General features: G+C 72.7%; 22 protein-coding genes. 13 read left to right on the forward strand and 9 right to left on the reverse strand.

The annotated features are described in order from the left end of the window. Positions 1-6 precede the first annotated feature (6 nt). The 4 genes from NYP07_RS12740 (at position 7) to NYP07_RS12755 (ending at position 2,340) form a co-directional block, all read left to right on the forward strand. On the forward strand, positions 7-579 hold the full coding sequence (locus NYP07_RS12740; RefSeq protein ID WP_268150976.1) for a hypothetical protein: 573 nt from the start codon (positions 7-9) through the stop codon (positions 577-579). A 361-nt stretch (positions 580-940) separates the two neighbouring features. Beyond that, entirely contained in the window at positions 941-1,132 is a 192-nt protein-coding gene (locus tag NYP07_RS12745) for a hypothetical protein (RefSeq protein ID WP_268150978.1), read from the forward strand. Between the two features lie 67 nt (positions 1,133-1,199). After that, a complete protein-coding gene (locus NYP07_RS12750; RefSeq protein ID WP_268150980.1) occupies positions 1,200-1,409 on the forward strand; it encodes a hypothetical protein in 210 nt (69 codons plus the stop codon). An 88-nt stretch (positions 1,410-1,497) separates the two neighbouring features. After that, positions 1,498-2,340 carry an HDOD domain-containing protein gene (locus tag NYP07_RS12755; RefSeq protein ID WP_268150982.1) on the forward strand — a complete coding sequence of 281 codons (843 nt, stop codon included), beginning with the start codon at positions 1,498-1,500 and terminating at the stop codon, positions 2,338-2,340. Positions 2,341-2,479: 139 nt separating this feature from the next. On the opposite strand, the gene NYP07_RS12760 is transcribed toward NYP07_RS12755, so the two are convergent. Further along, positions 2,480-2,962, reverse strand: a complete 483-nt coding sequence (locus tag NYP07_RS12760; RefSeq protein WP_268150984.1) for an Lrp/AsnC family transcriptional regulator — start codon at positions 2,960-2,962, stop codon at positions 2,480-2,482. Positions 2,963-3,015: 53 nt separating this feature from the next. Here NYP07_RS12760 and NYP07_RS12765 point away from each other — a divergent pair, with 53 nt between their 5' ends. Then, positions 3,016-3,783 carry a substrate-binding periplasmic protein gene (locus NYP07_RS12765; protein WP_268150986.1) on the forward strand — a complete coding sequence of 256 codons (768 nt, stop codon included), beginning with the start codon at positions 3,016-3,018 and terminating at the stop codon, positions 3,781-3,783. A 110-nt stretch (positions 3,784-3,893) separates the two neighbouring features. Continuing rightward, positions 3,894-5,042: a 4-hydroxyphenylpyruvate dioxygenase gene (gene hppD, locus NYP07_RS12770; RefSeq protein WP_268150988.1), complete on the forward strand. Its 1,149-nt coding sequence runs from the start codon at positions 3,894-3,896 to the stop codon at positions 5,040-5,042. On the opposite strand, the gene NYP07_RS12775 is transcribed toward hppD, so the two are convergent. After that, on the reverse strand, positions 4,985-5,857 hold the full coding sequence (locus NYP07_RS12775) for an esterase/lipase family protein (RefSeq protein ID WP_268150990.1): 873 nt from the start codon (positions 5,855-5,857) through the stop codon (positions 4,985-4,987). The genes hppD and NYP07_RS12775 overlap by 58 nt on opposite strands. A 37-nt stretch (positions 5,858-5,894) precedes the next feature. Here NYP07_RS12775 and NYP07_RS12780 point away from each other — a divergent pair, with 37 nt between their 5' ends. Together NYP07_RS12780 and NYP07_RS12785 are read left to right on the forward strand one after the other, a co-directional pair. Then, a complete protein-coding gene (locus tag NYP07_RS12780; RefSeq protein ID WP_268150992.1) occupies positions 5,895-6,596 on the forward strand; it encodes a DUF8198 family protein in 702 nt (233 codons plus the stop codon). Positions 6,597-6,660: 64 nt separating this feature from the next. Next, the gene (locus NYP07_RS12785; RefSeq protein ID WP_268150995.1) at positions 6,661-8,406 is read left to right on the forward strand and encodes a long-chain-fatty-acid--CoA ligase; all 1,746 of its coding nucleotides are present in this window, start codon (positions 6,661-6,663) and stop codon (positions 8,404-8,406) included. Between the two features lie 21 nt (positions 8,407-8,427). Here NYP07_RS12785 and NYP07_RS12790 read toward each other — a convergent pair whose 3' ends face one another. Genes NYP07_RS12790 through purE form a run of 4 tightly spaced genes read right to left on the reverse strand, consistent with a single transcriptional unit; the run spans position 8,428 to position 12,088 of the window. After that, positions 8,428-9,369, reverse strand: coding sequence for an SGNH/GDSL hydrolase family protein (locus NYP07_RS12790; protein WP_268150997.1), 942 nt, complete (start codon positions 9,367-9,369; stop codon positions 8,428-8,430). 36 nt (positions 9,370-9,405) lie between these two features. Next, positions 9,406-10,410, reverse strand: a complete 1,005-nt coding sequence (locus NYP07_RS12795; protein ID WP_268150999.1) for an L-threonylcarbamoyladenylate synthase — start codon at positions 10,408-10,410, stop codon at positions 9,406-9,408. Continuing rightward, positions 10,410-11,585, reverse strand: coding sequence for a 5-(carboxyamino)imidazole ribonucleotide synthase (locus NYP07_RS12800; protein WP_268151001.1), 1,176 nt, complete (start codon positions 11,583-11,585; stop codon positions 10,410-10,412). The genes NYP07_RS12795 and NYP07_RS12800 overlap by 1 nt, the downstream gene beginning before the upstream one ends. Next, a complete protein-coding gene (gene purE / locus NYP07_RS12805) occupies positions 11,582-12,088 on the reverse strand; it encodes a 5-(carboxyamino)imidazole ribonucleotide mutase (RefSeq protein ID WP_268151111.1) in 507 nt (168 codons plus the stop codon). Before purE ends, NYP07_RS12800 begins: the two co-directional genes overlap by 4 nt. A gap of 335 nt (positions 12,089-12,423) precedes the next feature. Between purE and NYP07_RS12810 the strand changes: the two genes are divergently transcribed. Further along, positions 12,424-13,377: a tetratricopeptide repeat protein gene (locus NYP07_RS12810; protein WP_268151003.1), complete on the forward strand. Its 954-nt coding sequence runs from the start codon at positions 12,424-12,426 to the stop codon at positions 13,375-13,377. 16 nt (positions 13,378-13,393) lie between these two features. Here the strand turns inward: NYP07_RS12810 and NYP07_RS12815 are convergent, their stop codons facing one another. The 3 genes from NYP07_RS12815 to NYP07_RS12825 form a co-directional block, all read right to left on the reverse strand. Then, complete coding sequence (locus tag NYP07_RS12815; RefSeq protein ID WP_268151005.1) at positions 13,394-15,121, reverse strand: serine/threonine protein kinase; 1,728 nt, start codon at positions 15,119-15,121, stop codon at positions 13,394-13,396. 64 nt (positions 15,122-15,185) lie between these two features. Next, the gene (locus NYP07_RS12820; RefSeq protein WP_268151007.1) at positions 15,186-16,319 is read right to left on the reverse strand and encodes a hypothetical protein; all 1,134 of its coding nucleotides are present in this window, start codon (positions 16,317-16,319) and stop codon (positions 15,186-15,188) included. Next, on the reverse strand, positions 16,319-17,218 hold the full coding sequence (locus tag NYP07_RS12825; protein WP_268151009.1) for a phosphoribosylaminoimidazolesuccinocarboxamide synthase: 900 nt from the start codon (positions 17,216-17,218) through the stop codon (positions 16,319-16,321). Before NYP07_RS12825 ends, NYP07_RS12820 begins: the two co-directional genes overlap by 1 nt. Positions 17,219-17,344: 126 nt before the next feature. Here NYP07_RS12825 and NYP07_RS12830 point away from each other — a divergent pair, with 126 nt between their 5' ends. From NYP07_RS12830 to NYP07_RS12845, 4 genes are all read left to right on the forward strand, one after another. Continuing rightward, the gene (locus NYP07_RS12830; protein WP_268151011.1) at positions 17,345-17,680 is read left to right on the forward strand and encodes a hypothetical protein; all 336 of its coding nucleotides are present in this window, start codon (positions 17,345-17,347) and stop codon (positions 17,678-17,680) included. A gap of 63 nt (positions 17,681-17,743) precedes the next feature. Further along, positions 17,744-19,066 carry a TolC family protein gene (locus NYP07_RS12835; RefSeq protein ID WP_268151013.1) on the forward strand — a complete coding sequence of 441 codons (1,323 nt, stop codon included), beginning with the start codon at positions 17,744-17,746 and terminating at the stop codon, positions 19,064-19,066. Further along, positions 19,063-20,103, forward strand: a complete 1,041-nt coding sequence (locus NYP07_RS12840; RefSeq protein ID WP_268151015.1) for an efflux RND transporter periplasmic adaptor subunit — start codon at positions 19,063-19,065, stop codon at positions 20,101-20,103. The genes NYP07_RS12835 and NYP07_RS12840 overlap by 4 nt, the downstream gene beginning before the upstream one ends. Further along, the gene (locus NYP07_RS12845) at positions 20,100-23,222 is read left to right on the forward strand and encodes an efflux RND transporter permease subunit (protein ID WP_268151017.1); all 3,123 of its coding nucleotides are present in this window, start codon (positions 20,100-20,102) and stop codon (positions 23,220-23,222) included. The genes NYP07_RS12840 and NYP07_RS12845 overlap by 4 nt, the downstream gene beginning before the upstream one ends. Positions 23,223-23,328 lie beyond the last annotated feature (106 nt).

The following is a 23,328-nucleotide window of genomic DNA, read 5'->3' on the forward strand; positions in this document are numbered from 1 at the left end:
CGCCCCATGCCCAGCGCCCCCCGCGACGTCGCGCAGATCCGACTGGACAACGCGATGCGGCTGTTCGAAGAGTTCGTCAGCGCCACCGTCAAACACCCCGATGCCGCCACGCTGCGTGGCCTGGAGCGGCGCTTTGCCGAGAAGCTGCAGATCCAGCCCAGCTACTGGAGCCAGATCAAGGGCCGCGCCCGCCAGATCGGCGAGCGGCTGGCGCGCCAGTTCGAGCAGCTCTGCCACAAGCCGCCCGGCTGGATGGACCTGGAACATGGCCCGACGGCGAAGGCGCCCGCGACGGGCATGGCCGCCGCGCTGGCCCCGATCGCGGCCCCGGTCGCCGACTCGCCCAGCACGCCGCAGGACGACGACGAGCGCTTCATCATCGGCCTCGTGCTGACCTACTACCGCCGCCACCCGCAGCGCGCCCGCACGCGGCTGCTGGACCTGCTCGGCGAGGTGCTGACGCCCGAACCCGCACCGCCACCGCCGCCCAAGGCCGCCGCGCCCAGCCCGCAGGCAGAGTTGGACGAGTGGCGCAAGCTGCAGTCCGGCGTCGCGCCGCTGAAGTCCAAGAAACGCTGAGTCCGGCGTCGGACAGTGCCTGAGCACTGTCCGACGCCGGACGAAGGCCTGTCGGCCTGCAAGCCGGCGGGCATAGTCGTTCATCGCATCCGTCATTGGACGGCCCGCATCCCCCACGTTAGGGATGTTGGATAAAAACCGCTTGCGCAAGATCAACGTTTGTTTATCATTTGCGCAAGTCGTGCCGCTGCAGTCCCCAGGCGTCAAGGCGAGGTCGCACTCCCAGAGCCCCTGACCGCCCGGCCCGTTCGCCTCGAGCGCGAGCCCCGGGCAACCCAACCATCGCCGCAAACGCAGGCCCTGCCCGGGTCGAGCCGCTGCATTGCCCGCCGCCCGAGCGCGGCGCCCACCGGAGCACGCCATGCCCCAGTTCACCTCTCCCCGCCCCCTGCAGCTGAGCCTGCGCAAACCGCGCAATCCGCTCGTCGCGCCGGCCCTGAAACGCCAGGCCGGCCGGCACCAGAGCCCGAACGACGCCCGCGCCCAGCGCCAGCAGGCCCGCCTGGACCTGCGCCACCTGCTGCGCGAGCGCTTCCCCGACGACAGCCCCTGAATCGCGCGCGCCGCCCGACCTCATGATCCATGTCATGAGGGCCGGCCCGGCGCCCACGGAGACCCTCATGAGATTGATCGAATTGCGCGGCCCCGACGCCGCCGAAACCCACGCCGCCTGGGCCCGCCGCTGGATCCGCATCAAGCGCGCGGCGCGCGCGATGCGGCTGGTGTTCTCGCCGGCCTGGCGCAGGCGCCGCCGCGCCGGCAGCCCGCTGGAGTTCTATGCCGAGGCCAGCGCGCCCGAAGGCGCCTTCCATGCCGACGGGCGCGGCTGAAAGGCGCGCGCAGGCCGTGAACTGAGCCGCAAAACGGGGTCGCCTGCAGTGAGCGGGCGGCCCCGCGTCGGCCTAGCATCCGGCCATCATGCCCGACCGCCTGCGCCTGACCGACCCGCTGTCCAGTCTCGATGCCTGGGTGGATGCCTTCGCCCGGGCCGAGATTCCGGTGCTGGCCGAGACGGCCGAGGCGCTGGAACAGATGCGCGCGACCGAGGACGACGTGGACGCCCACGGCCTGGGCGAGCTGATCGCGACCGACCCGCTGATGACGCTGAAGGTGCTGGCCCATGCCAACGAGCTGAAGCGCGGCCGCAGCGCCGGCCTCATGGCCGACCCCGAGACGGTGACGGCCGCCCTGGTGCTGATGGGCATCACCCCCTTCTTCCGCGACTTCGGGCCGCAGCCGACGCTGGAGGCCGTGCTGGCCGACCACGAGGAGGCGCAACTGGGCCTGTCGCGCGTCATGCAGCGCGCCGAGCGTGCATCGCGCTTTGCGCTGGGCTTCGCGGCGCATCGGGCCGACCCCGACGCCGCCGTCATCCACAGCGCCGCCCTGCTGCACGATTTCGCCGAGATGCTGCTGTGGGTGCATGCGCCCGACCTGGCCTTGCAGGTGGCCGCGCTGCAGGACGCCGACCGCAGCCTGCGCAGCGCCGTCGCACAGCGCCAGGTGCTGGGCGTCACGCTGACCGAGCTGGAGCAGGCGCTGATGAAGCGCTGGCATCTGCCCGAACTGCTGACCCGCATCACCGGCGACAAGCACGAGCGCGACCCGCAGGTGCGCTGCGTGCACCTGGCCGTGCGCCTGGCGCGGCACACGGCCCGGGGCTGGGACGACGCGGCCGTGCCGGACGACCTGCACGACATCGCCGAGCTGCTCAACCTCGGCGAAGCCCACGCCCTGAAGCTGCTGCACGAGTTTGATTGACCCACCCCGTACCGGCTTCGCCGGCCCCCTCAAGGGGGCTGAGCCCAGACACAAACTGTCCTGAGGACTGTTTGTGCCTGGCGAAGCCAGATCCATGGCAGCCGCTGGAGGGGCGGCGGCGCTGCGCGCGCCTTTCAATTCATACCGGTACAGCCGTGGTGTTTTTCAGCCGTTCCAGCACGAAGCTGGTCTTGCAGTCCTGCACGCTCGGGTGCTTGAGCAGCGTGTCGCTGATGAAGCGGGCGTAGTGCTGCATGTCCTGCACCAGCACGCGCAGCAGGTAGTCCATCTCGCCGGTCAGGGCCGCGCACTCCACCACCTCGGGCCAGGTCTGCACGGCGGCGCGGAACAGGTCGCGCGGGTTGCGCAGCGGGTTGTCGGTCTGCTTCTCCAGCCGCACGTTCAGGTAGGCCGTCAGCCCCAGGCCCACGCGCTCGGGCGGCACCAGGGCGACATAGCCGCCGATGACACCCGCCTCCTCCAGCCGGCGCACGCGGCGCAGCACGGCAGACGAGGACAGGCCGACCTCGCCGGCCAGCGCGTCGTAGGTGACGCGGCCGTCCTGCTGCAGCGCGCGCAGGATGCGGCGGTCGATGGCGTCGAGCTCGATGGGGGCGTCCATGCGAGAAATTGTGCAACCTTCCTGCGTCGCCGCCACCCTACAGTGGCGACGCCGTGAAAGCCCCGATCCTGCTGAGCCTGCTGCTCGCCTGCGCCACCCCGGCGCGGGCGGACGAGATCGTGCTCGCCTCGCCGGACTACTGGTGCCCCTTCAGCTGCAAGGCGGGCGCGGCGCAGGAAGGCTTCACGGTCGACATCGTGCGCGAGATCTTCGCGGCGGCCGGGCACCGAGTGCGCCTCGTCAACGAGAACTACAGCCGGGCGCTGATCGACGTGCGCGCCGGCACCTACACGGCCACGCCATCCACCTTTCACGAGGAAGCGCCCGACTTCGTCTTTCCCGCACAGCCGATCTCGCGCAACCGCTACTGCGTCTACGTCGCCGCCGGCAGCCGCTGGAGCTACCGCGGCGCGGCCAGCCTCGCGGAGCTGGCGCAGGTCGGCGTCATCCGCGACTATTCCTACGGCGCGGCCCTGGACGCTGCGATCAAGGCCGCCCCGCAGCGCTTCGAGGTCCACACCGGCGACGGCCTGACCGAGCGCATGCTGCGCCGCCTGCAGCTGGGCCGCATGGACGCCTTCATCGAGGAGGAGAACCTCGTCGCCTACACGCTCAAGCAGCATCCCGGGCTGGCCGCCCGCAACGCCGGCTGCGAGGCTCCGAGCTATGCCTACATGGCGATCTCGCCACGCCACCCCAGGGCGCAGGACTATGCGCGGACATTCAGCCAGGGCATGCAGAAGCTGCGCAGGAGCGGGCGGCTCAAGGCCATCCTGGCCGGCTACGGCCTGGCCGAATGGCCGGCGCCTCAATCGCATTGAACGCACGAATCCTGTGTTTCGATTGAAGACTGCGCCTGGATTTGCATGAAAACTGCGAGCCTTGCGCCGCAGAATTTTCAGCTTCGACGACATCACCACGCGAGGCAGAAATGGCCAAGTTCACGCCCTGGGACAACCCGATGGGCACCAACGGTTTCGAGTTCATCGAGTTCGCCGCGCCCGACCCGGCCGCGCTCGGCGCACTGTTCGAGACGATGGGCTTCAAGGCCGTGGCCCGCCACCGCCACAAGAACGTGACGCTCTACCGCCAGGGCGGCGTCAACTTCATCATCAACGCGGAGACGGATTCCTTCGCCCAGCGCTTTGCCCGCCTGCACGGTCCGTCCATCTGCGCCATCGCCCTACGCGTGCAGGACGCCGCCCACGCCTACCAGCGCGCGCTGGAGCTGGGCGCCTGGGGCTTCGACAACAAGGCCGGCCCGATGGAGCTGAACATCCCGGCCATCAAGGGCATCGGCGACTCGCTGATCTACTTCGTCGACCGCTGGCAGGGCAAGGGCGGCGCCAAGGCCGGCGCCATCGGCAACATCTCCATCTACGACGTCGACTTCGTGCCCATGCTGGACGAGGCCGGCCAGCCGGTCGACGCCAACCCCGCGGGCCACGGCCTGACCGAGATCGACCACCTGACGCACAACGTCTTCCGCGGCCGAATGAAGGAGTGGTCGGAGTTCTACGAGCGCTTCTTCAACTTCCGCGAGGTGCGCTACTTCGACATCGAGGGCAAGCTGACCGGCCTGAAGTCCAAGGCCATGACCAGCCCCTGTGGCAAGATCCGCATCCCGATCAACGAGAGCTCCGACGACAAGAGCCAGATCGCCGAATACCTGGACCTGTATCACGGCGAGGGCATCCAGCACGTCGCGCTGGGCACGACCGATATCTACGGCACGGTCGAGGGCATGAGGAACGGCGGCGTGGTGTTCCAGGACACCATCGACACCTATTTCGACCTGATCGACAAGCGCCTGCCCGGCCACGGCGAGAAGGTGGACGAGCTGCGCCGCCTGCGCATCCTGATCGACGGCGCCACCCACCTCGGCGTGGACAACGAGCTGCTGCTGCAGATCTTCACGAAGGAAGTGATCGGTCCGATCTTCTTCGAGCTGATCCAGCGCAAGGGCAACGAGGGCTTCGGCGAGGGCAACTTCAAGGCCCTGTTCGAGAGCATCGAGCTGGATCAGATCCGCCGCGGCGTGTTGACCGATCCCAAGGACGAGCCGGCCAAGGCGGTCTGAAGGCAATGCCAGGCCGCGTCCGTGTGGACGAGGCCCATATGCCCGACGCCATCCACCCGGTGCGCGCGCGCGCCGCCCAGGATGGCCGTCTCGGCCGGGTTGACGACCTGGTCGCAGGGCGTCCAGAAGCAGTCCGCGTCGGGCAGGCCCGGCAACTCGGCCAGCCAGGCGCTGCCGCGGCGCATCTGCGCCGCGTTGACGCCGGCGCCCAGCACCGCCATGCGCGTGCCCCGATGGGGCGAACCCAGCGTGATCGCCCGCGGCGCTGCATGGCCCGCGCCGTATCTGCGCCACCAGGCCCGCAGCGCCAGGCCGCCCATGCTGTGGGCGCACAGCAGCGGCATGCGCCCGGTGACGGCCTTGAGCCTCTGCACGCCGGCCTCGATCTCGTCGGCATAGGCGTCGATGCTGCCGAAGGCCGGCTCCAGCGACGGCGCGACGAAGGCCACGCCCTGCGCCCGCAGCCGCTTCATCCAGCCGTTCCAGCGCCCGCGGTTGCAGGAAAAGCCGTGCACCAGCAGCACGCCGGCCGTCGCGCCGGCCGGCAGGTGGTCGGGCTCGGCCCATTCGCGCCAGGGCTGGCGCCAGGAGAAGGCCAGCTCGCTGGCCAGCACCTCGCCGGCCCAGGCCCGCAGCAGCTGGCCCCAGGTCGGCGCCGGCCGGTTCACCCAGTGCAGCTGCAGGAACCCGGCCGCCAGCACGGCGGCCGGCAGGCCCAGCGTCGGCAGGCCCCAGGCCCAGCCGAAGCGCCAGCCGACGAACAGCGCCGCGGCCAGCCGCAGCAGCACCCAGATCCTTTGCAGTCGCGCATTCATGGCCGCAGTGTAGGAAGGCAGAATTCCACCCCGACCCATGGATGAGCTGAGCGCCGAATCCCTGCTGAACGAACTGCACGCCGTCGATGCCGAACGCGCCCGCCGCGCCGCCGATCCCGCGCTCGAAGCCCGCGTCCAGGCCGTCAAGACCTACCAGCAGCGCCGCTTCGCCCACACCTACGCCGACCTGCTCGCCCACCCGCGCTACGAGGCGGCTACGCGCTTCTTCCTGCACGAGCTCTACGGCCCCGACGACTACCGCCAGCGCGATGCACAGTTCGCCCGCGTGATCCCGACGCTGACCCGCCTCTTCCCCGCCGAGGTCGTCGACACGGTGGCACGGCTGGCGCGCCTGCATGCGCTGTCCGAGCGGCTGGACACGCGCATGGCCGAACTCCTGCGCTCGCCCGACATCACGGCCCAGGGCTATGCCGACGCCTGGCGGGCCTGCGGCGAACCGGCCTCGCGCCGGCAGCAGATCGAGCTGACCATGGCCGTCGGCGAATCGCTGGACCGCCTCACCCGCAAGCCGCTGCTGCGCCAGACGCTGAAGCTGATGCGCGGCCCCGCGCAGATGGCGGGCCTGGGCGCGCTGCAGGCCTTCCTGGAAAGCGGCTTCGACACCTTCCGCGCGATGCGCGGCGCGGCCGAGTTCCTGTCCACCGTGCGACAGCGCGAGGACACAATTGCAGGCGGCCTGTTTCGCGCGGATGCATCGACCCTAGGGCAACTCCCCTAGCTTGAAGTCGGCGGCGGAACCACCATCGACAGCTTCACGCGAAGCACGCCAGAAGGGCCCGCCGATGACCGCCGTCCTTGCCGAAGAAGCCGCCGCCGTCCCGCAGGCGACATCGCGCTCCAAGCCCTGGCTGGCCAGCTATCCGGCCGGCGTGCCGGCCGAGATCGACACCGGCACCTACGGCTCGCTGGTGGACCTGCTGAACGAGGCCTTCCGCAAGCATGCGCAGCGCGACGCGGCCATCTGCATGGGCCAGCGCATGAGCTTCGCCGAGATCGACCAGCTGTCGATCCGGCTCGGCGCCTGGCTGCAGGCCCAGGGGCTGAAGACCGGCGACCGCGTCGCCATCATGATGCCCAATCTGCTGCAGTACGGCGTGGCCATCGCGGCCATCCTGCGCGCGGGCTTCGTCGTCGTGAACGTGAACCCGCTGTACACGCCGCGCGAGCTGGAGCACCAGCTCAAGGACTCGGGCGCCCGCGCCATCATCGTGCTGGAGAACTTCGCGCACACGCTGGCCGAGGTCATAACCGCGACCGACGTGCACCACGTCGTGCTCGCCTCGATGGGCGACCTGCTGAACTGGTGGAAGGGCCCGCTGGTCAACTTCGCGGTGCGCCACCTGAAGAAGATGGTGCCGGAGTTCCGCCTCGCCGTCGGCGAAGGCCGCACCGTCGTGCGCTTCAACGAGGCCCTGCGCCACGGCGAGCGCCTGCCGCTGAAGAAGCCCGAGCTCGGCCCCGACGACGTCGCCTTCCTGCAGTACACCGGCGGCACGACCGGCCTGTCCAAGGGTGCGACGCTGCTGCACCGGAACATCGTCGCCAACATCCTGCAGGTCGAGGCCTGGTTCCAGCCCATGCTGGCCCGGCTGCCCGACCAGCACATGCAGTTCACCAATGTCTGCGCGCTGCCGCTGTATCACATCTTCGCGCTGACGGCCTGCTTCATGCTCGGTGCGCGCATGGGCCAGCTCAACATCCTGGTGCCCAATCCGCGCGACATCCCCGGCCTCATCGACACGCTGCGCGGCCACAGGATCCACCTCTTCCCGGCCGTCAACACGCTGTTCAACGCGCTGGCCAACGAGCCCGGCTTCTCGCGGCTGGACTTCTCCGAGCTCGTCATCTCCAACGGCGGCGGCATGGCGGTGCAGCAGGCCACGGCCGAGAAATGGCTGAAGGTCACGGGCTGCCCTGTTGTGGAGGGCTACGGCCTGTCCGAGACCGCACCGGCCGCGACCATCAACCCGCTGGATCAGCGCGGCTTCAACGGCAGCATCGGCCTGCCCGTGCCGTCCACCGAGATCAGCATCCGCGACGACGAGGGCCGCGACCTGCCCATCGGCGAGCGCGGCGAGATCTGCATCCGCGGCCCGCAGGTCATGGCCGGCTACTGGAAGCGGCCCGACGAGACGGCCAACGTCATGTGCGCCGACGGCTTCTTCAAGAGCGGCGACATCGGCATCATGGACGAGCGCGGCTATGTGCGCATCGTCGACCGCAAGAAGGACATGATCCTGGTCAGCGGCTTCAACGTCTACCCGACCGAGATCGAGCAGGTCGTCAACCTGCACCCCGGCGTGCTGGAGTGCGCCGCCATCGGCGTGCCGGATGCCAAGTCGGGCGAGGCGGTCAAGCTCTTCGTCGTGAAGCGCGACCCGGCACTGGCCGAGGAAGACCTGGCGGCCTATTGCGCCCAGCAGCTGACCGCCTACAAGCGCCCCAGGTTCATCGAGTTCCGCGACGACCTGCCCAAGAGCAACGTCGGCAAGATCCTGCGCCGCGAGCTGCGCACGGCAGCCGCTTGAGAGCGGCCGCCTGCGGCGACCTCAGAACGGGTTGTTGCGGGCGCGGGTCAGCGCCAGCGTGCCGATGCGCTGCTGCGCGCCCGGCGCCAGCAGCGTGCTGCCCGCCCACAGCCAGGTCGTCGCGCTCGCGCCGGGCTGCAGGGTGTCGGTGGTGCATTCCTGCGCCGCGACGTCGGTGCGGCAGGCGGCCTGCGTCACGTTCGTGTAGCCGAAGGCGGTCGGGTAGCGCGCGATCTGCTGGATGGTCTCGTCCGTCAGCACCAGGCCGATCAGGCGGCCGTCGTTCAGCAGGTTCAGGCGCAGCGCGGTGTTGAAGGCCGAGCTCAGGTCGTTCAGAAAGACGGCGCGGTCGGTGTCGGTCTGCTGCTGCCTCTCGTTCTGGCCGAAGGGCGTCAGGCCGACGTCGAAGATGGTGCTGACCAGCACGCGACCGTTGGCGTTGGCGATGCGGTTGGCCTGCTGCGCCAGCAGCTTGCCACGCGCCTTGGCCTCGTTGATCAGCGAGTCGCTGCTGACGGCCGGGAACTGCCGGTAGAGCTCCAGGATGTCGTTGACGCCGACGAACAGGGCCACCAGGTCCTTGGGGCCGAAGCCGTCGTTGGACAGGTGCTGGTCGATCTTGGCCTGCACATCGGCGACCTTGTCGCCGGCCGCCGCGTACATGATGCCCTGGGGCAGCGCGACGTAATCGGTGTTGCACTGCGGGTAGACCATGCCGAAGCCATAGGCCAGCACCTGGCTCCAGACGGGGTTGAGCTTGCAGTCGATCAGCTTGGTGTCGGCGTTCAGGCCGTTGATCGTGTATTTCTTGCCGCTCTGCAGGATGGCGCCGCTCTCGTCGCCGAAGGCGACGATGCGCGTCGGCTTGAACGGGTCGATCTGCGAGGTGCCCCCGCCGCCGCAGCCGGCAACGAGCGCGGCTGCCGCCACCGCGGCCAGGCCGCGCTTGATTTTCTGGGACACAACACGTTGCATGACGATCAACTCAGGGACAGGAACTCAATCGGTGAAGGCGGCGGCGGCCCGGCTGAGCCGGTCTCGCACGCCATCCCAGGCCGGGTCGCGCGGAGGCGCCTCGACCCAGATCTCGCGGGCGCCGGCCGCATCCAGGGCCCGCAGCACCGCGAACAACTCGTGCGCCGCCGCCGCCGGGTCGGCCGGCAGGGCCTGCCATTTCCAGGCCAGCCCGCCGGGCGGTTGGGCGCGTGAATATACCGCCACCCCTTCCAGGCTCGCGCCGGCCGCCGCCGCGGCCAAACGTAAAGCCAGGCGCTCGGCGTCGAGCAGCCGCACTCGGGCCGCGGGCGCATAGTGGGCGGCCAGCGTGCCCGAGGCCCTGGGTGCCTGGGCATCCGGCGCGGCCAGCGCCACGCCGAGCACGGCCTCGATGCGCGCAGCGCCGATCAGGCCGGGGCGCAGCAGCGCCGGCCGATGGGTATCGCTTCGGCTGCAGTCCACGATGCTGGATTCGATGCCCACCTCGCAGGCGCCGCCGTCCAGCACCATCAGCCCGGGGCCGAACTCCTCGACGACATGGCGGGCCAGCGTCGGGCTGACGCGGCCGAAGCGGTTGGCGCTGGGCGCGGCCACGCCCTGCACACCCAATTCACGCGCCGCGGCCAGCACGGCGCGGGCGACCGGGTGGGCCGGCGAGCGCAGCGCCACGGTGGCCTGGCCGCCCGCCGCCGCCTCGGCCACGCCCAGCCGGCGCGGCACGATGACGGTCAGCGGGCCCGGCCAGAAGGCGTCCATCAGCCGGCGCGCCGTGGCGGGCAGGTGGTCGGCGAAGGGCTCGGCGCCGGCGGCGTCCAGCACATGGACGATCAGCGGGTGGTCGCTGGGTCGGCCCTTGGCCGCGAAGATCCTGGCGACCGCCGCGTCGCGGTCGGCGCGCGCGGCCAGGCCGTAGACGGTCTCGGTCGGCAGGCCCAGCAGTTCGCCATCGGCCAGGCGCCGTGCGGCGGCCTGGACAGCGGCGGGATCGTTGCCGGGCAACAGCAGCATCAGAAATCGGCGGGCAGGCCCAGGATGGCAGCCGCCTGCAGGGCCACGGCATGGGCCGCCTCGGGCGTTTCGGCCGTGATGTTCAGATGGCCCATCTTGCGGCCATGGCGCGCCTCGGCCTTGCCGTAGAGATGCAGATGGGTGCCGGGCAGGGCCAGCACGCGGTCCCAGGCCGGCGGCGTCGGGCCGCCGGCCTCGGTGAACCACAGGTCGCCCAGCAGATTCAGCATGACGGAAGCCGAATGCCGGCGCGGCTCGGGCAGCGGCAGGCCGGCGAGCGCCCTCACCTGCAGCTCGAACTGCGACACGTCGCAGCCGTCCATCGTCCAGTGGCCGGAGTTGTGCGGGCGCGGCGCCATCTCGTTGACGACCAGGCGGCCGTCTTCCAGCCAGAAGAACTCCACGCACAGCACGCCGACATAGGCCAGCGCCGCGGCGACCTGGCGGGCCGCGGCGATGGCGCGCTGCTGCACGTCGGCAGGCAGGCCGGGCGCGGGCACCTCGGTGACGGCCAGGATGCCGCCGCGGTGCAGGTTCTGCTGGGCAGGGTAGTGGACGATCTGCCCGTCCGCGCCGCGCGCGACCAGCACGCTGAGCTCGGCCTTCAGCGGCAGCATCTGCTCCAGCACGCAGGGCTCGCGCTTGAGCTCGTCCCAGGCCGCGGCCAGTTCGGCCGGTGTGGACACGCGCAGCTGGCCCTTGCCGTCATAGCCCATGCGGCTGGTCTTCAGGATGCCGGGCAGCAGGGCCGGGTCGATGGCGGCCAGCTCGATGGCGTTGCTGATGACGGCATGCGGCGCCGGATACACGCCCGACTGCGCGGCTGCCGCCTCGAAATGCGCCTTCTCGACGGCGCGGTCCTGGCAGACGGCCACGGCCGCCGCGGCGGGCGCGACGACGCGCATGCCGGCCAGGGTCTGCAGCGCCAGCGCCGGCACGTTCTCGAACTCGGTCGTGATCGCGTCGCAGTCGCGCGCCAGCTGGGCCAGGCCGACGGGGTCGAGGTAGTCGGCCTCGATGTGGGTCTCGGCCACGGCGCCGGCCGGGCTGATGGCGTCCGGGTCCAGCACGATGCAGCGGTAGCCCAGGGCCTGGGCCGCGTGCACGAACATGCGGCCGAGCTGGCCGCCACCGAGCACGCCGAGCGTCGCGGCGCCGGGAAGCAGCGCGCTCAACGCAGTTCCTCGCTCATCGCCTGCGCAACGGCCGTCTGGCGCGCGCGGAAGGCGTTCAACTTGTCCAGCAGGCCGGCATCGCCGGTGGCCAGCATCGCCACGGTGAACAGCGCCGCATTGGCCGCGCCGGCATTGCCGATGGCGAAGGTCGCGACCGGGATGCCCTTGGGCATCTGCACGATGGAATGCAGGGAGTCGACGCCCTGCAGATGGCGGCTGGCGACCGGCACGCCCAGCACCGGCACCGTCGTCTTGGCGGCCAGCATGCCCGGCAGATGGGCCGCGCCGCCGGCGCCGGCGATGATGGCCCTCAGGCCGCGGCCCGAGGCGGCCTCGGCGTAGGCGAACATCTCGTCGGGCATGCGGTGGGCCGACACGACCCGCGCCTCGAAGGCGATGCCGAACTCGGTCAGAATCTCGGCCGCCAGCTTCATCGTCTCCCAGTCGCTGCTGGAGCCCATGACGATGCCGACGACGGCGTCCGGGTTCGTAGGGGCTGACATAGACAAGGGCGCGCTCCGAGGCTCAGAAAAGCCTTGAATTGTAGGTGGCGCCCCCAGGTAGCCTGCTGGCGCTGCGGGAGTCGGATGCGTTGACACTCAAAAGCCCGCGAGCAAGGCGCGAAGTCGAAGCTGGGGTCGTCCCCAGCGAGGCTTCGCAACGCCGCGCGCGGGCTTTTGAGTGACAACCCTTCGGGAGAGGGGCTGCGCGGGCGCATGGCGTCGTTGCGCGCCTTGCCCGGGCACCCAGCCCGGGCTTCAGCGCGGCGCCTAGCCCTGCACCCGCGCAGCCCCTCTCGCACCGACTCCCGCAGCGCCAGCAGGCTACTCATTCCGCCATGATCGACATCACCCTCCAGAACTTCGAAGCCGAACTCATCGTCGCGTCCCAGCAGCGCCCCGTGCTGCTGGACATCTGGGCGCCGTGGTGCGGCCCCTGCCGCACGCTCGGCCCCATCCTGGAGAAGCTGGAAGAGGCTTACGCCGGCCGCTTCACGCTGGCCAAGCTCAACAGCGACGAGGTGCCCGAGATCGCGACCCAGCTGAGCCAGATGTTCGGCGTGCGCTCCATCCCCTTCTGCGTGATGTTCGCCGGCGGCCAGCCGGTGGACGGCTTCGTCGGCGCGCTGCCCGAGGCCCAGATCCGCGAATTCCTGGACAAGCATGTGCCGGCCGGCGAGGAGCTGGAGGCCGAGGCCGACGTGGCCGCCGCCGAGGACCTGATGGCCGACGGCGACCTGGAGGCCGCGCTGGCCAGGCTGGCGCATGCGGTGCAGACCGACCCGGCCAACGACGTCGCCCGCTTCGACTACGTGAAGGCACTGCTGGAGCTGGGCCTGGTGGCCGAGGCGCGCGCCGCCTTCGAGCCCGTGGCCGCCAAGGCCGCCGACACGCTGGTGCCCGCGCCGCGCTTGGCCGCGCTGGCCACCTGGCTGGCCGCCTGCGAGGCCGCCGCGCACGCCGACCCGGCCGCGCTGCAGGCCGCCATCGCCGCGAACAAGCGCGACTTCGATGCGCGCTTCGCGCTCGCGCAGACGCATCTGGCCGGCCAGCGCTTCACCGCGGCGATGGACGAGCTGCTGGAGATCATCATGCGCGACAAGGCCTGGAACCTTGATGCCGCGCGCAAGGCCTATGTGGCCATCCTGGAACTGCTGGCCAAGCCGGCGCCGAAGCCGGCCGCCGAGGCCAAGACCGGCGGCACGCTGGAGATCACCGGCAAGGCCGCCGTCGTGCACAGCGACCCGCTGATCGACCAGTACCGCCGCAAGCTGTCGATGGCGCTGTTCTGACGCGCGGCCCCGCGCCTCAGGGCGCGCGCTGGCTGTTGCGGATCTCGCGCAGCTTCACGCACTCCGGGTGGTTCTGGAACACCGGCCGCTCGCACTGGCGGTCGATGCACCAGGCCAGCGCCAGCAGCACGCGCCGGCCGCAGGCTTCGGTCGGGCTGCGCGCCTCGGGGTCGGCGGCGGCGCTGGCACCGGCCGTCGCCGCCGACCCCGGCCTGGCCGTGGCCGCCGGGCTGGCGGCCACCGGCTCGGGCGCCGCGAAGACGGGGCTGCGCGGCATGGCGTGCGGCTCCGCGGTCTTTTCGGGCGCGACGGGCCTGAGCGCGCCGTCGCGGCGCGGCGGCGCCGTCGCGGCCGAGGCGCGGCCGGCGACGCTCGCCGCCGGCGTGGCCTTGGCCACCGCCACATCCGCCACCACCGACGGGGCCGGGGGCGCGCTGGCCACCGCCGCCACCGATGCTGCCGGCTCGGCCCGCGCGACGGTGGCGGATGCGGCCGCGGCCGCGGCGTCTGCGGCCTGCGCCGCCGACTGGGCCGGATGGCTGCGCAACTGCATCACGAAGAGGCCGAGCAGCAGCAGCGCGACGACAGCGGCGGCCGCGAACAGCGGCGCCCTGGAGCGCCGGGCCGCAGCCGCCGGCACGGGCGCGCTCGGCGCGGCGGGCGGGCGCGGCGTCGCGGCCTTGGCCGGTTGCTGCGGCTGCGGCGCCTGGGGTGCGGTACGCGATGCCGGCACGACGATGGTTTCCTCCGACTCCGGAGGCTGCGCCTGCACGGTGTCAGCGAACTCGACGTCCAGCGCCGCCTCGGGCGTCGATGCGGCACGCGGCGGCGCGGGCTGGGCGGCCGGCACGCCGGCGCGGCCTTCCAGCACCTCGCGCCAGGCGGCGGCGCTTTGCGGGCGCTGGTGGGGCGGCACGCGCAGCGCCCAGTCCAGCGCCGCGAGGAAGGCGGGCGAATAGCCCGGCACGGCCAGCGGCGCCAGTTCGTCGCCCATCGCGCGCGCCGTGCAGGGCGGCGGCGGGCGGCCGGTCAGCAGATCGTGCATGGCCGCGGCCAGCGCATAGAAATCCGTCCACGGGCCCTGCTTCAGGCTGGTGGCCTCGGCGTACTGCTCGATGGGCGCATAGCTGGGCTTGAGGATGGCCGTGAAGACCTGGGTATGGTCGCCGATGGCCTGGCGGGCGGCGCCGAAGTCCAGCAGGATAGGCGGGCCGCCGTCGGCCGGCAGGAAGATGTTGTCGGGCGCGACGTCACGGTGCCAGACATGCTGGGCATGCAGCACGGCCAGGCCGCCCAGCACGGCGTCGAAGATGCGCCGCGTCCAGGCCTCGGGCGGCGGCATGGGCTGGGCCTTGCGCGCCTCGCGCAGGTTCTGGCCCACCAGGCGCGGCATGGCCATATAGGCCGTGCCGTTGGCTTCCCAGAAGCGGTAGACCTTGAGCAGCGAGGGGTGGTCGAAGCGGGCCAGCAGCCGGGCCTCGTTGACGAAGCTGCGCCGGCCCAGCTCGAAGGTCTCGCGCATCGACATCGAGCGCACCGACACCTGGGACTGGCCGTCGCGCTGCGCGAACTGGCTGGGCATGTACTCCTTGATCGCGACCTCGCGCTCCAGCGAGTGGTCGCGCGCGAGGTAGACGATGCCGAAGCCGCCCACGCCGAGGGTGCCCAGGATCTCCAGCTCGCCGAAGCGCGTGCCGGCCGGCAGGGCATTGATGCTGTCGTCGTCGCGGGCGTCGGCGGTCATAGGCCGGCGAGGGTAACCCAGCCGGCCCCGCCAGCCCCCCTCGCATAAGCCCTTAAGAAAGGATTCAGCGTGGCGGATGCCCCAAGCCGGCGCGGTTCAGGCGCTCGCACCAGTCGCGGCGCTGGGCCGCGTCTTCGGCCCAGGCGGCGGCCGCCGCATCGGCCTGGGCCGCGGCCAGCCTGTCCTCGTGCAGCCTGGCGTAGACCTGGGCCAGGCGGGCGTGCAGCGCGGCGCGCTCGTCGATGTCGCAGCTGGGCTGGTCCTCGGCCAGCACCTCCAGCGCGGCCTGGTCGGCCAGTGCGCGGGCGCGCAGCGCGTCGCCGCTGTTGGCCCAGCACCAGGCCAGGTCGGCCAGCAGGCTGCCGCCCAGACGCGCCAGGCCGGCGGCCATCGCGGCCGGCAGCTGGGCCTCCAGCAGCGCGGCCGCCTCGGCGTAGTCGCCCTGCACGACCATCAGCTGGGCGCGCAGCAGCGGCATCAGGTCGCCGCGGGCGGAGCCGCCGACCGCGTCGTCGAAGTGGCCGACGGACTCGACGCCGAGCAGCACGGCCGGCGCCTCGCCCGGCTCGCCGGCCAGCGCGGCATGGCGGATGCGCAGCGCGCGCATCTGCGTCTGGTTGTAGAGCAGGGCCGCCATGCCGGCGTCGTCGCCCTCGGCGATGGCGTGCTGGCGCGCCCAGGCATACCAGGGCGAGGCCGCGGCCTCGCCGCCGGCCAGGCTCCAGGCCGAGGCCAGCGCCGTCGCGACGCGGTAGGCGGCGCCGTGGTCGTCGGGCGTCAGCGCGGCCAGCGTGGCCTGGGCATGGGCGATGAGGCCGTCGATGTCGCGGCCGACGAAATCCATCTGCGCCAGCCAGGCGTCGGCCAGGGTCCGCAGCGGCACGAGGCCGGCGGCGTCGGCGATCACGCGGGCGCGGCGCACGCGCTCGCGCGCACCGCCGCCGAAGCCCGAGAACGCGCCGAAATAGGCCATCAGGCCCTGGGCCAGGTGCAGCCAGGCGGCCAGCTCGGCGCGCGGATGCACGAGGGCGAGGGCATGCAGCCGGTCCAGCGCCTCGCGGGCCTCGGCGTCGCGGCCGTGGCGCAGCCACAGGATGGCGCGCTGGACCTGCAGCACGGCCGCGCGCGCCGGCATCGCGGCCACGGCGGCGATTTCGCCGTCGAGCCGCTGGGCGAGCCGGCTGCGCAGCTTCACCATCACGCGGTCAGGCGCTGCAGGGCCTCTTCGTACTTCTGCACCGTGTTGGCGATGACCTCGGCCGGCAGGGCTGGCGCGGGCGCCTTCTTGCCCCAGGGCTGGCCGTCGATGCGCACGGCCTCCAGCCAGTCGCGCACGAACTGCTTGTCGTAGCTCGGCGGGTTGCGGCCCGGCGCATAGCTCTCGACCGGCCAGTAGCGCGAGGAGTCGGGCGTCAGCACCTCGTCCATCAGCGTCAGCGTGCCGTCGGCGTCCAGCCCGAACTCGAACTTGGTGTCGGCAATGATGATGCCCTTGGTCAGCGCGAAGTCGGCCGCGCGCCGGTAGAGCTGGATGGAGATGTCGCGCACGCGGGCGGCGAGGTCGGCGCCGATGATGGCGGCGGCCTGCTCGAACGAGATGTTCTCGTCGTGGTCGCCCATCTCGGCCTTGGTGGCAGGCGTGAAAATGGGCGCGGGCAGCTTGTCGGCATTGCGCAGGCCGGCCGGCAGCGCGACGCCGCAGACGTTCTGCGTCTTCTGGTATTCGGCCCAGCCGCTGCCGGCCAGGTAGCCGCGCACGACGGCCTCGATGGGCAGGGGCTTGAGGCGCTTGACCAGCATCGCGCGGTCGCGGATCTGCGCGCGCTCGGCCTCCGTCTGCACGGCGGACAGCGGGTCGTCGCCGGTCAGGTGGTTGGGGACGATGCCCTGCAGCTTGTCGAACCAGAACAGCGCCATCCGCGTCAGCAGCGCGCCCTTGCCCGGGATGGGCTCGCCCATGATGACGTCGAAGGCCGACAGCCGGTCGCTGGCCACCATCAGGATGCGGTCCGCGCCGACGGCATAGTTCTCGCGCACCTTGCCGCGGCCGAGCAGCGGCAGGGAGGTCAGGCTGGATTCGTAGAGCGCTTGGGGCATGACGGCGGGCGAAAGGACGAGGCGGCGGATTTTAGGTGTTGGGTGAGGCCAGGCGCCCGAATTGAACCGCCGGCGCCGAGCACGCGCTGCAGCGCGCGCTCAAGCGCCTCCTAGAATCGTCCGGCCATGGCCGTCTTCCTGCGCCCGCTCTTCCTGCGCCTGCTCCTGTTGTGCGTCATGCTCAACCTGGGAGACGCGCCCTATGTGGACGAGCTGATGGCCGAGGTGGGCCAGGAGCAGGCCATCGCCGGGCCTGCCAAGGCCTCGGCGGAACAGGCCGGCCTGCACAAGCACTCCGTCTACGAGGAGCTGATCGCCCTCGTGGCCATGCCGATGCCGCCGGCGCCGGCGCCGAGCTTCGATGAGCCCGGCCAGCGCCTGCCGGCCACGGTGCGCTGGCTGCCGCTGTCGGCGCGTGCCTCGCCCATCGAGAGACCTCCGAGGTTCGTGGCAGCGGCCTGACCGCCCATCGAGCCGGCGCGCGCCCGCTGCCGCGCCGCCCGTCCGCCCACCCTCCGGAGTTCCATGAACACGCCCTTCGCCGCCCTCGCGGCCGTCGCCGGCGCCTGCGCGGCCCTCGCCGGCTGCGCGGGCTACCAGCCCCGCCCCCTCGACCCGCAGGCCGAGGCCGCCGCCTTCGAGGCGCGCGCCATCGGCCCCGGCCCCTGGCGCCTCGCCGCCCTGCAGGACGAAGCCGCCCACCGCCACCCCGAGGCCGCGCTCGCGGCCGCCCGGCTTCAGGCCGCCGACGCGGCCGCGCGAGCGGCGGGCGCGCGCCCCAACCCGGCGCTCTCGGCCTCGGCGCAGCAGAACCGCAGCGCCGCGCCCGGCACGCCGGCGTGGACCTATGGCCTGGGCCTGGACCTGCCGATGGAGACGGCCGGCAAGCGCGAGCTGCGCGCCGCGCGCGCGGCCTGGCTGGCCCGCGCGGCGCAGCAGGCCCAGGCCGAGGCCCTGTGGCACATCCGCTCGCGCACGCGGGAGGCCTATCTGGCCGCCTATCCGCTGGAGCGCGAGACGCTGGAACGCGCGGCCCTCCAGCAGGCCCTGGCCGATGACAGCGAGCGCCGCCTGGCAGCCGGCATGATCGGCAGCGGCGAGGCCCTGCAGGCGCGCCTGGCTGCCCGCCAGGCCCAGCTGGCGGCCCAGGAGGCCTTGCGCCGCCGCGACGAGGGCCGGCGCCGGCTGGCCGCCTCGCTCGGCCTGCCCGCGCAGGCCCTGGACGCGGCCCGGCTGCCCTTCGACGACCTGGGCCCCACGGCCCTGCCCGAGCCCGCCGCCCTCGCGACGGCCGCCCGGGGCGCGTTGCAGACCCGCCCCGATGTGCTGGCGGCGCTGGCCGACTACGAGGCCTCGCAGGCGGCGCTGCAGATCGAGATCGCGCGCCAGTACCCGGATCTCGCCATCGGCCCCGGCTACAGCTGGGACGCCGGCGCGCTGAAATGGTCGCTCGGCCTCGCGCTGAGCCTGCCGGTCTTCGACCGCAACCAGGGCCCCATCGCCGAGGCCAAGGCGCGTCGCGAAGAGGCGGCGGCCGCCTTTCGCGGCGTGCAGGAGCAGGCCATGGCCGAGATCGCCGACTCGCAGGCGGCCTACGGCCAGGCCCGCCGGCAGCTGGACCTGGCCGCGCGCATCGCCGCGGACCAGGGCGCCCGGCTGCATGCCGCAACGGCGGCCTTCGAGGCCGGCGCCATCGACAGGCCGGCCCTGCTGGCCGCCCGGCTGGAGGCCTCCGCGGCCGACGCCGCCCTGACCGAATCCACGCTCGACGCCCACCGGGCGGCCGGCCGCGTCGAAGACGCGCTGCGCCGCCCGCTGCCGAGCGCTCCGACGAAAGCCCAGCCATGAAGCGCAAGCACACCCTCGGCGCCGCCGCGACGGCAACCCTTCTCGCAGTCCTTGCCGGCCTCGCCGGCTTGTCGGCCTGGCGCGCGCATTCCGAAGCCGCCCCGCCTGCGGCCGCGGGCGAGGCCGCCCGCGCGCACGAGACCGACACCGAGCCCGGCGTGTCGCTCGACCAGGAAGCCCGTGAGCGCGCAGGCATCGAGACCGCCGACGCACGCGCCAGCGAGGCACAAGCCCCGACCCTCGCGATCGCGACGGTCCTGCCGATGCAGGAGCTGATCGACGCTGCAGCGTCCATCGCCAATGCGCGTGCCCAGGCCGAACGCGCGGACGCCGCGCTCGAGGCCTCGCGCCGCGACCACGAGCGCGTCAAAGGCCTGCACGCGCTGGAGCGCAATGCGTCCGACCGCGCCCTCGAGAGCGCCGAGGCCGCCTGGCGCGCCGACGCGGCGGGTGCCCAAGCTGCTGGCGCCGCATTGCAGGCCGCGCAGGCGTCCGCCCGAGCGCGCTGGGGCGCCGCGCTCACCCAGTCGATGGTGACGCGCGGCGGGCTCTGGTTGGACCTCGAGGCGGGCCGGCAGCTCCTGCTTCGCGTCACGGCCGCATCCGGCCCGGCGCCGGTCGTCATGCCCGCGTCGATGGACGTCGAGCTCGCTTCCGAAAGCCATCGTCGGGCGCGGCTGATCGCGCAGTCCCCGACTTCGGATCCGCGCGTCCAAGGGCCGGCCTACTTCTATGCGATGGACGGCCTAGGTGCCGCCGTCGGTCAAACGCTGCAGGCGCACATCGCATCCGGCGCCAAGCAGTCCGGCGCGTGGCTGCCCGCGGGGGCCCTGCTGTGGTGGCAGGGCCGGCAATGGGCCTATGTGGAAGAGGCGCCGGGGCGCTTCGAGCGGCGCGAGGCCGCCGACGCCCGCCGCGTCGAGGGCGGCTGGTTCGTGCCCGGCTTCAAGCCCGCCCGGGTCGCGTCGCGCGGCGCTCAGTCGCTGCTCTCGCAGGAGCTGCGCGCGGCCATCAAGCTCGGCGAGGACGACAAATGACGCAGGCCGGCACCGGGCTGCTCGCCGCCATCGTCCGCGCCTCGCTGCGCCATCGCGGCGTCGCCGTCGCGCTGGCGGCGCTGTCGGCCGCCTATGGCGGCTTCGTCTTCCAGCAGGCGCGCTACGACGTCTTCCCCGAGTTCGCGCCGCCCCAGGTCGCGATCCAGACCGAGGCGCCCGGCCTCGCGCCGGAGCAGGTCGAGCTGCTGGTGACGCAGCCGGTCGAGAACGCCGTCAACGGCGTGCCCGGCGTGGCCAGCCTGCGCTCGCAGTCGATCCAGGGCCTGTCGGTGGTGACGGTGGGCTTCGATCCGGCCACCGACATCCTGCGCGACCGGCAAAGCCTGTCCGAGCGCCTCTCGGTCCTGGCGGGGCAGCTGCCGGCCGGCGTGCAGGCGCCGGCGATGTCGGCGCTGACCTCCTCGGTCAGCACCTCGCTGGTCCTGGCCCTGACCTCGAAGACCCGCTCGCCGATGGAACTGCGCACGCTGGCCGACTGGATGGTCAAGCCGCGCCTGCTGGCCGCGCCGGGCGTGGCCAAGGTCGCGGTGTTCGGCGGCGAGGCCAGGGATATCCAGATCCAGGTGCGGCGCGAGCGGCTCGCCAAATACGGCCTGTCCATCGGCGAGGTCGTGGACACGGCGCGCAAGGCCCTGGGCCTGCGCGGCGCCGGCTTCATCGAGGATGCCAACCAGCGCATCGTGCTGCGCGCCGAAGCGCCCCCGGGGCATGCGGCGGCGCTGGCGGCGGCCGTGATCCGCCGGCAGGACGGCGCCAACCTGACGCTGGGCGAGGTGGCCGAGGTCCGCGAGGCGCCCGAGCCCCCGGTGGGCGCCGCCACCTACAACGGCCAGGCCGCCGTTCAACTCGTCGTCTCGGAGCAGTACGGCGCCGACACGCTGGAGGTCACGCGCGCCGCCGAGCGCGCCATCGAGGCGCTGCGCCCGCGCCTGCGGGCCGAGGGCGTCGAGCTGGCCGCCGACCTGTTCCGGCCGGCCAATTTCATCGAGGCGGCCACGCGCAACGTCAAGGAATCGCTGGCCATCGGCGCCGGCCTGGTCGTGGGGGTCGTCGTGCTCTTCCTGGCCAACTGGCGCGCGTCGGCGATCGCGCTGGCGGCGATCCCGCTGTCCCTGCTGGCCGCCGTCGCCGTCATGGTCGAGCGCGGCGTCAGCCTCAACACCATGACCCTCGGCGGCCTGGCCATCGCCATCGGCCTGCTGGTGGACGACGCCATCCTCGTCGTCGAGAACGTGCACCGCCGGCTGCGCCTGAACGCCGAGCGCGCGCGGCCCGAGCCGGTGGCCGGCGTCGTGCTGCAGGCGACGCTGGAGGTGCGCAGCGCCGTGGTCTACGCGACGCTGGCCATCGGCCTGGTCTTCCTGCCGGTGCTGACCCTGCCCGGCCTGGCCGGCCGGCTCTTCGCGCCGCTCGCGCAGAGCTATCTGCTCGCCACGATGGCCTCGCTGGCCGTGGCCGTCAGCGTCACGCCGGCCCTGTGCCTGGCCCTGCTGCCGGGGCAGGTGCATCGCGAGCGCGAGGCGCGCCTGGCCGCGGGACTCAAGGCGGGCTATGGCCGGCTGCTGGGGGCGGTGGAACGGCGCTGGGCCGCGGTGGCGCTCGGCGCCGCCGCGCTGATGGCTGCGGCCCTCGGCGCGCTGGCCTGGCTGGGCGGCGACTTCCTGCCCGAGCTGCGCGAGGGGAATTACGTCATCCACGTGTCCGCGCTGCCCGGCACCTCGCTGGCCGAGTCGCTGCGCGTCGGCGAGGGCATCTCGAAGCGGCTGCTGGCCATCCCGCAGGTGCGCGCCGTGGGCCAGCGCGCGGGCCGCGCCGAGAAGGCCGACGACACCTGGGGGCCGCATTACAGCGAGTTCGACGTCGACCTCCTGCCGCTGGCCTCGGAGGACGAGGCCGAGGCGGCCGAGGCCGCGGTGCGCCGCGCGCTGGCGGGCACGCCGGGCATCGCCTTCTCGGTGAAGACCTTCCTCGTCGAGCGCGTCGAGGAGACCCTGTCCGGCTACACCGCCGCGGTCGCGGTGAGCGTCTTCGGCCAGGACCTGGACACGCTGGACGCCGAGGCCCGGCGCATTGCCGCGCTGCTGGGCTCGCTGCGCGGTGCGGCCGACGTGCACGTCGAGGCGCCGCCCGGCGCGCCCGAGATCGGCATCCGGCTGCGGCCCGACGCGCTGGCGCAATGGGGCGTGGCGTCGGCCGATGTGCTGGACGCCGCCCAGACGGCCTTCCAGGGCGCGGTGGCCGGCCAGGTGCAGGAGGGCGCCCGGGTCTTCAATGTCGCGGTGACGCTGGCGCCGCAGCAGCGCCGCGGCATCGACGACGTGAAGGCGCTGCCCATCCGCGCGCCGGACGGCCAGTTGCTGCGTCTGGATCAGCTCGCCGAGGTCTACGCGGCCACGGGCCGCTATGCCGTGCTGCGCAGCGGCGCCCGCCGCGCGCAGACCATCACCTGCAATGTCGTCGGCCGCGACCTGGCCTCCTTCGTCGCCGAGGCCAAGGCGCGCGTCGCGCGCGAGGCCAGGCTCGCGCCGGGCGACTACGTGGAGTTCGGCGGCGCGGCCGAGGCCCAGGCCCAGGCGGCGCGCCAGCTCGTGGCGCATTCGGCGGTCGCGGCGGTGGCCATCGCGCTGATGCTCTGGCTGGCCCTGGGCCGGGCCCGCCATGCGGCGCTGTGCCTGCTGAACCTGCCCTTCGCGCTCTCGGGCGGCGCACTGGCCCTGGCGGCCTCGGGCGGCGGCCTGACGCTCGGCGCACTGGTGGGCTTCGTGACGCTGTTCGGCATCTCGCTGCGCAATGCGGTGATGCTGCTCTCGCATGCCGAGAGCCTGGTACTGGCGGAAGGCCTGCCCTGGGACGCGCAGACCGCGCGGCGCGCGGCCGTCGAGCGCCTGTCGCCCATCCTGATGACGGCACTGGCCACCGCGCTCGGCCTGCTGCCGCTGGCGCTGGGCAGCGGCGCGCCGGGGCGCGAGATCGAGGGGCCGATGGCCCTGGTCATCCTCGGCGGGCTCGTCACCTCGACGGCGCTCAACCTGCTGCTGATGCCGGGGCTGGCGCGGCGCTTCGCGCGCTTCGAGGCCCGTGCGGCGGACGGGCTTTGAGGCGAGCTCCATGTCCCGGCCGGACCGGGGCGGGCGGCGGGGCCGTTCCCATGGTAGGGTGCGGCGATCGCTTCGCGGGAAATTCCGCCCACGCTCCGAGGTGACG

It is taken from the genome of Pelomonas aquatica (assembly GCF_026712205.1).
Classification (GTDB): domain Bacteria; phylum Pseudomonadota; class Gammaproteobacteria; order Burkholderiales; family Burkholderiaceae_C; genus Pelomonas; species Pelomonas aquatica.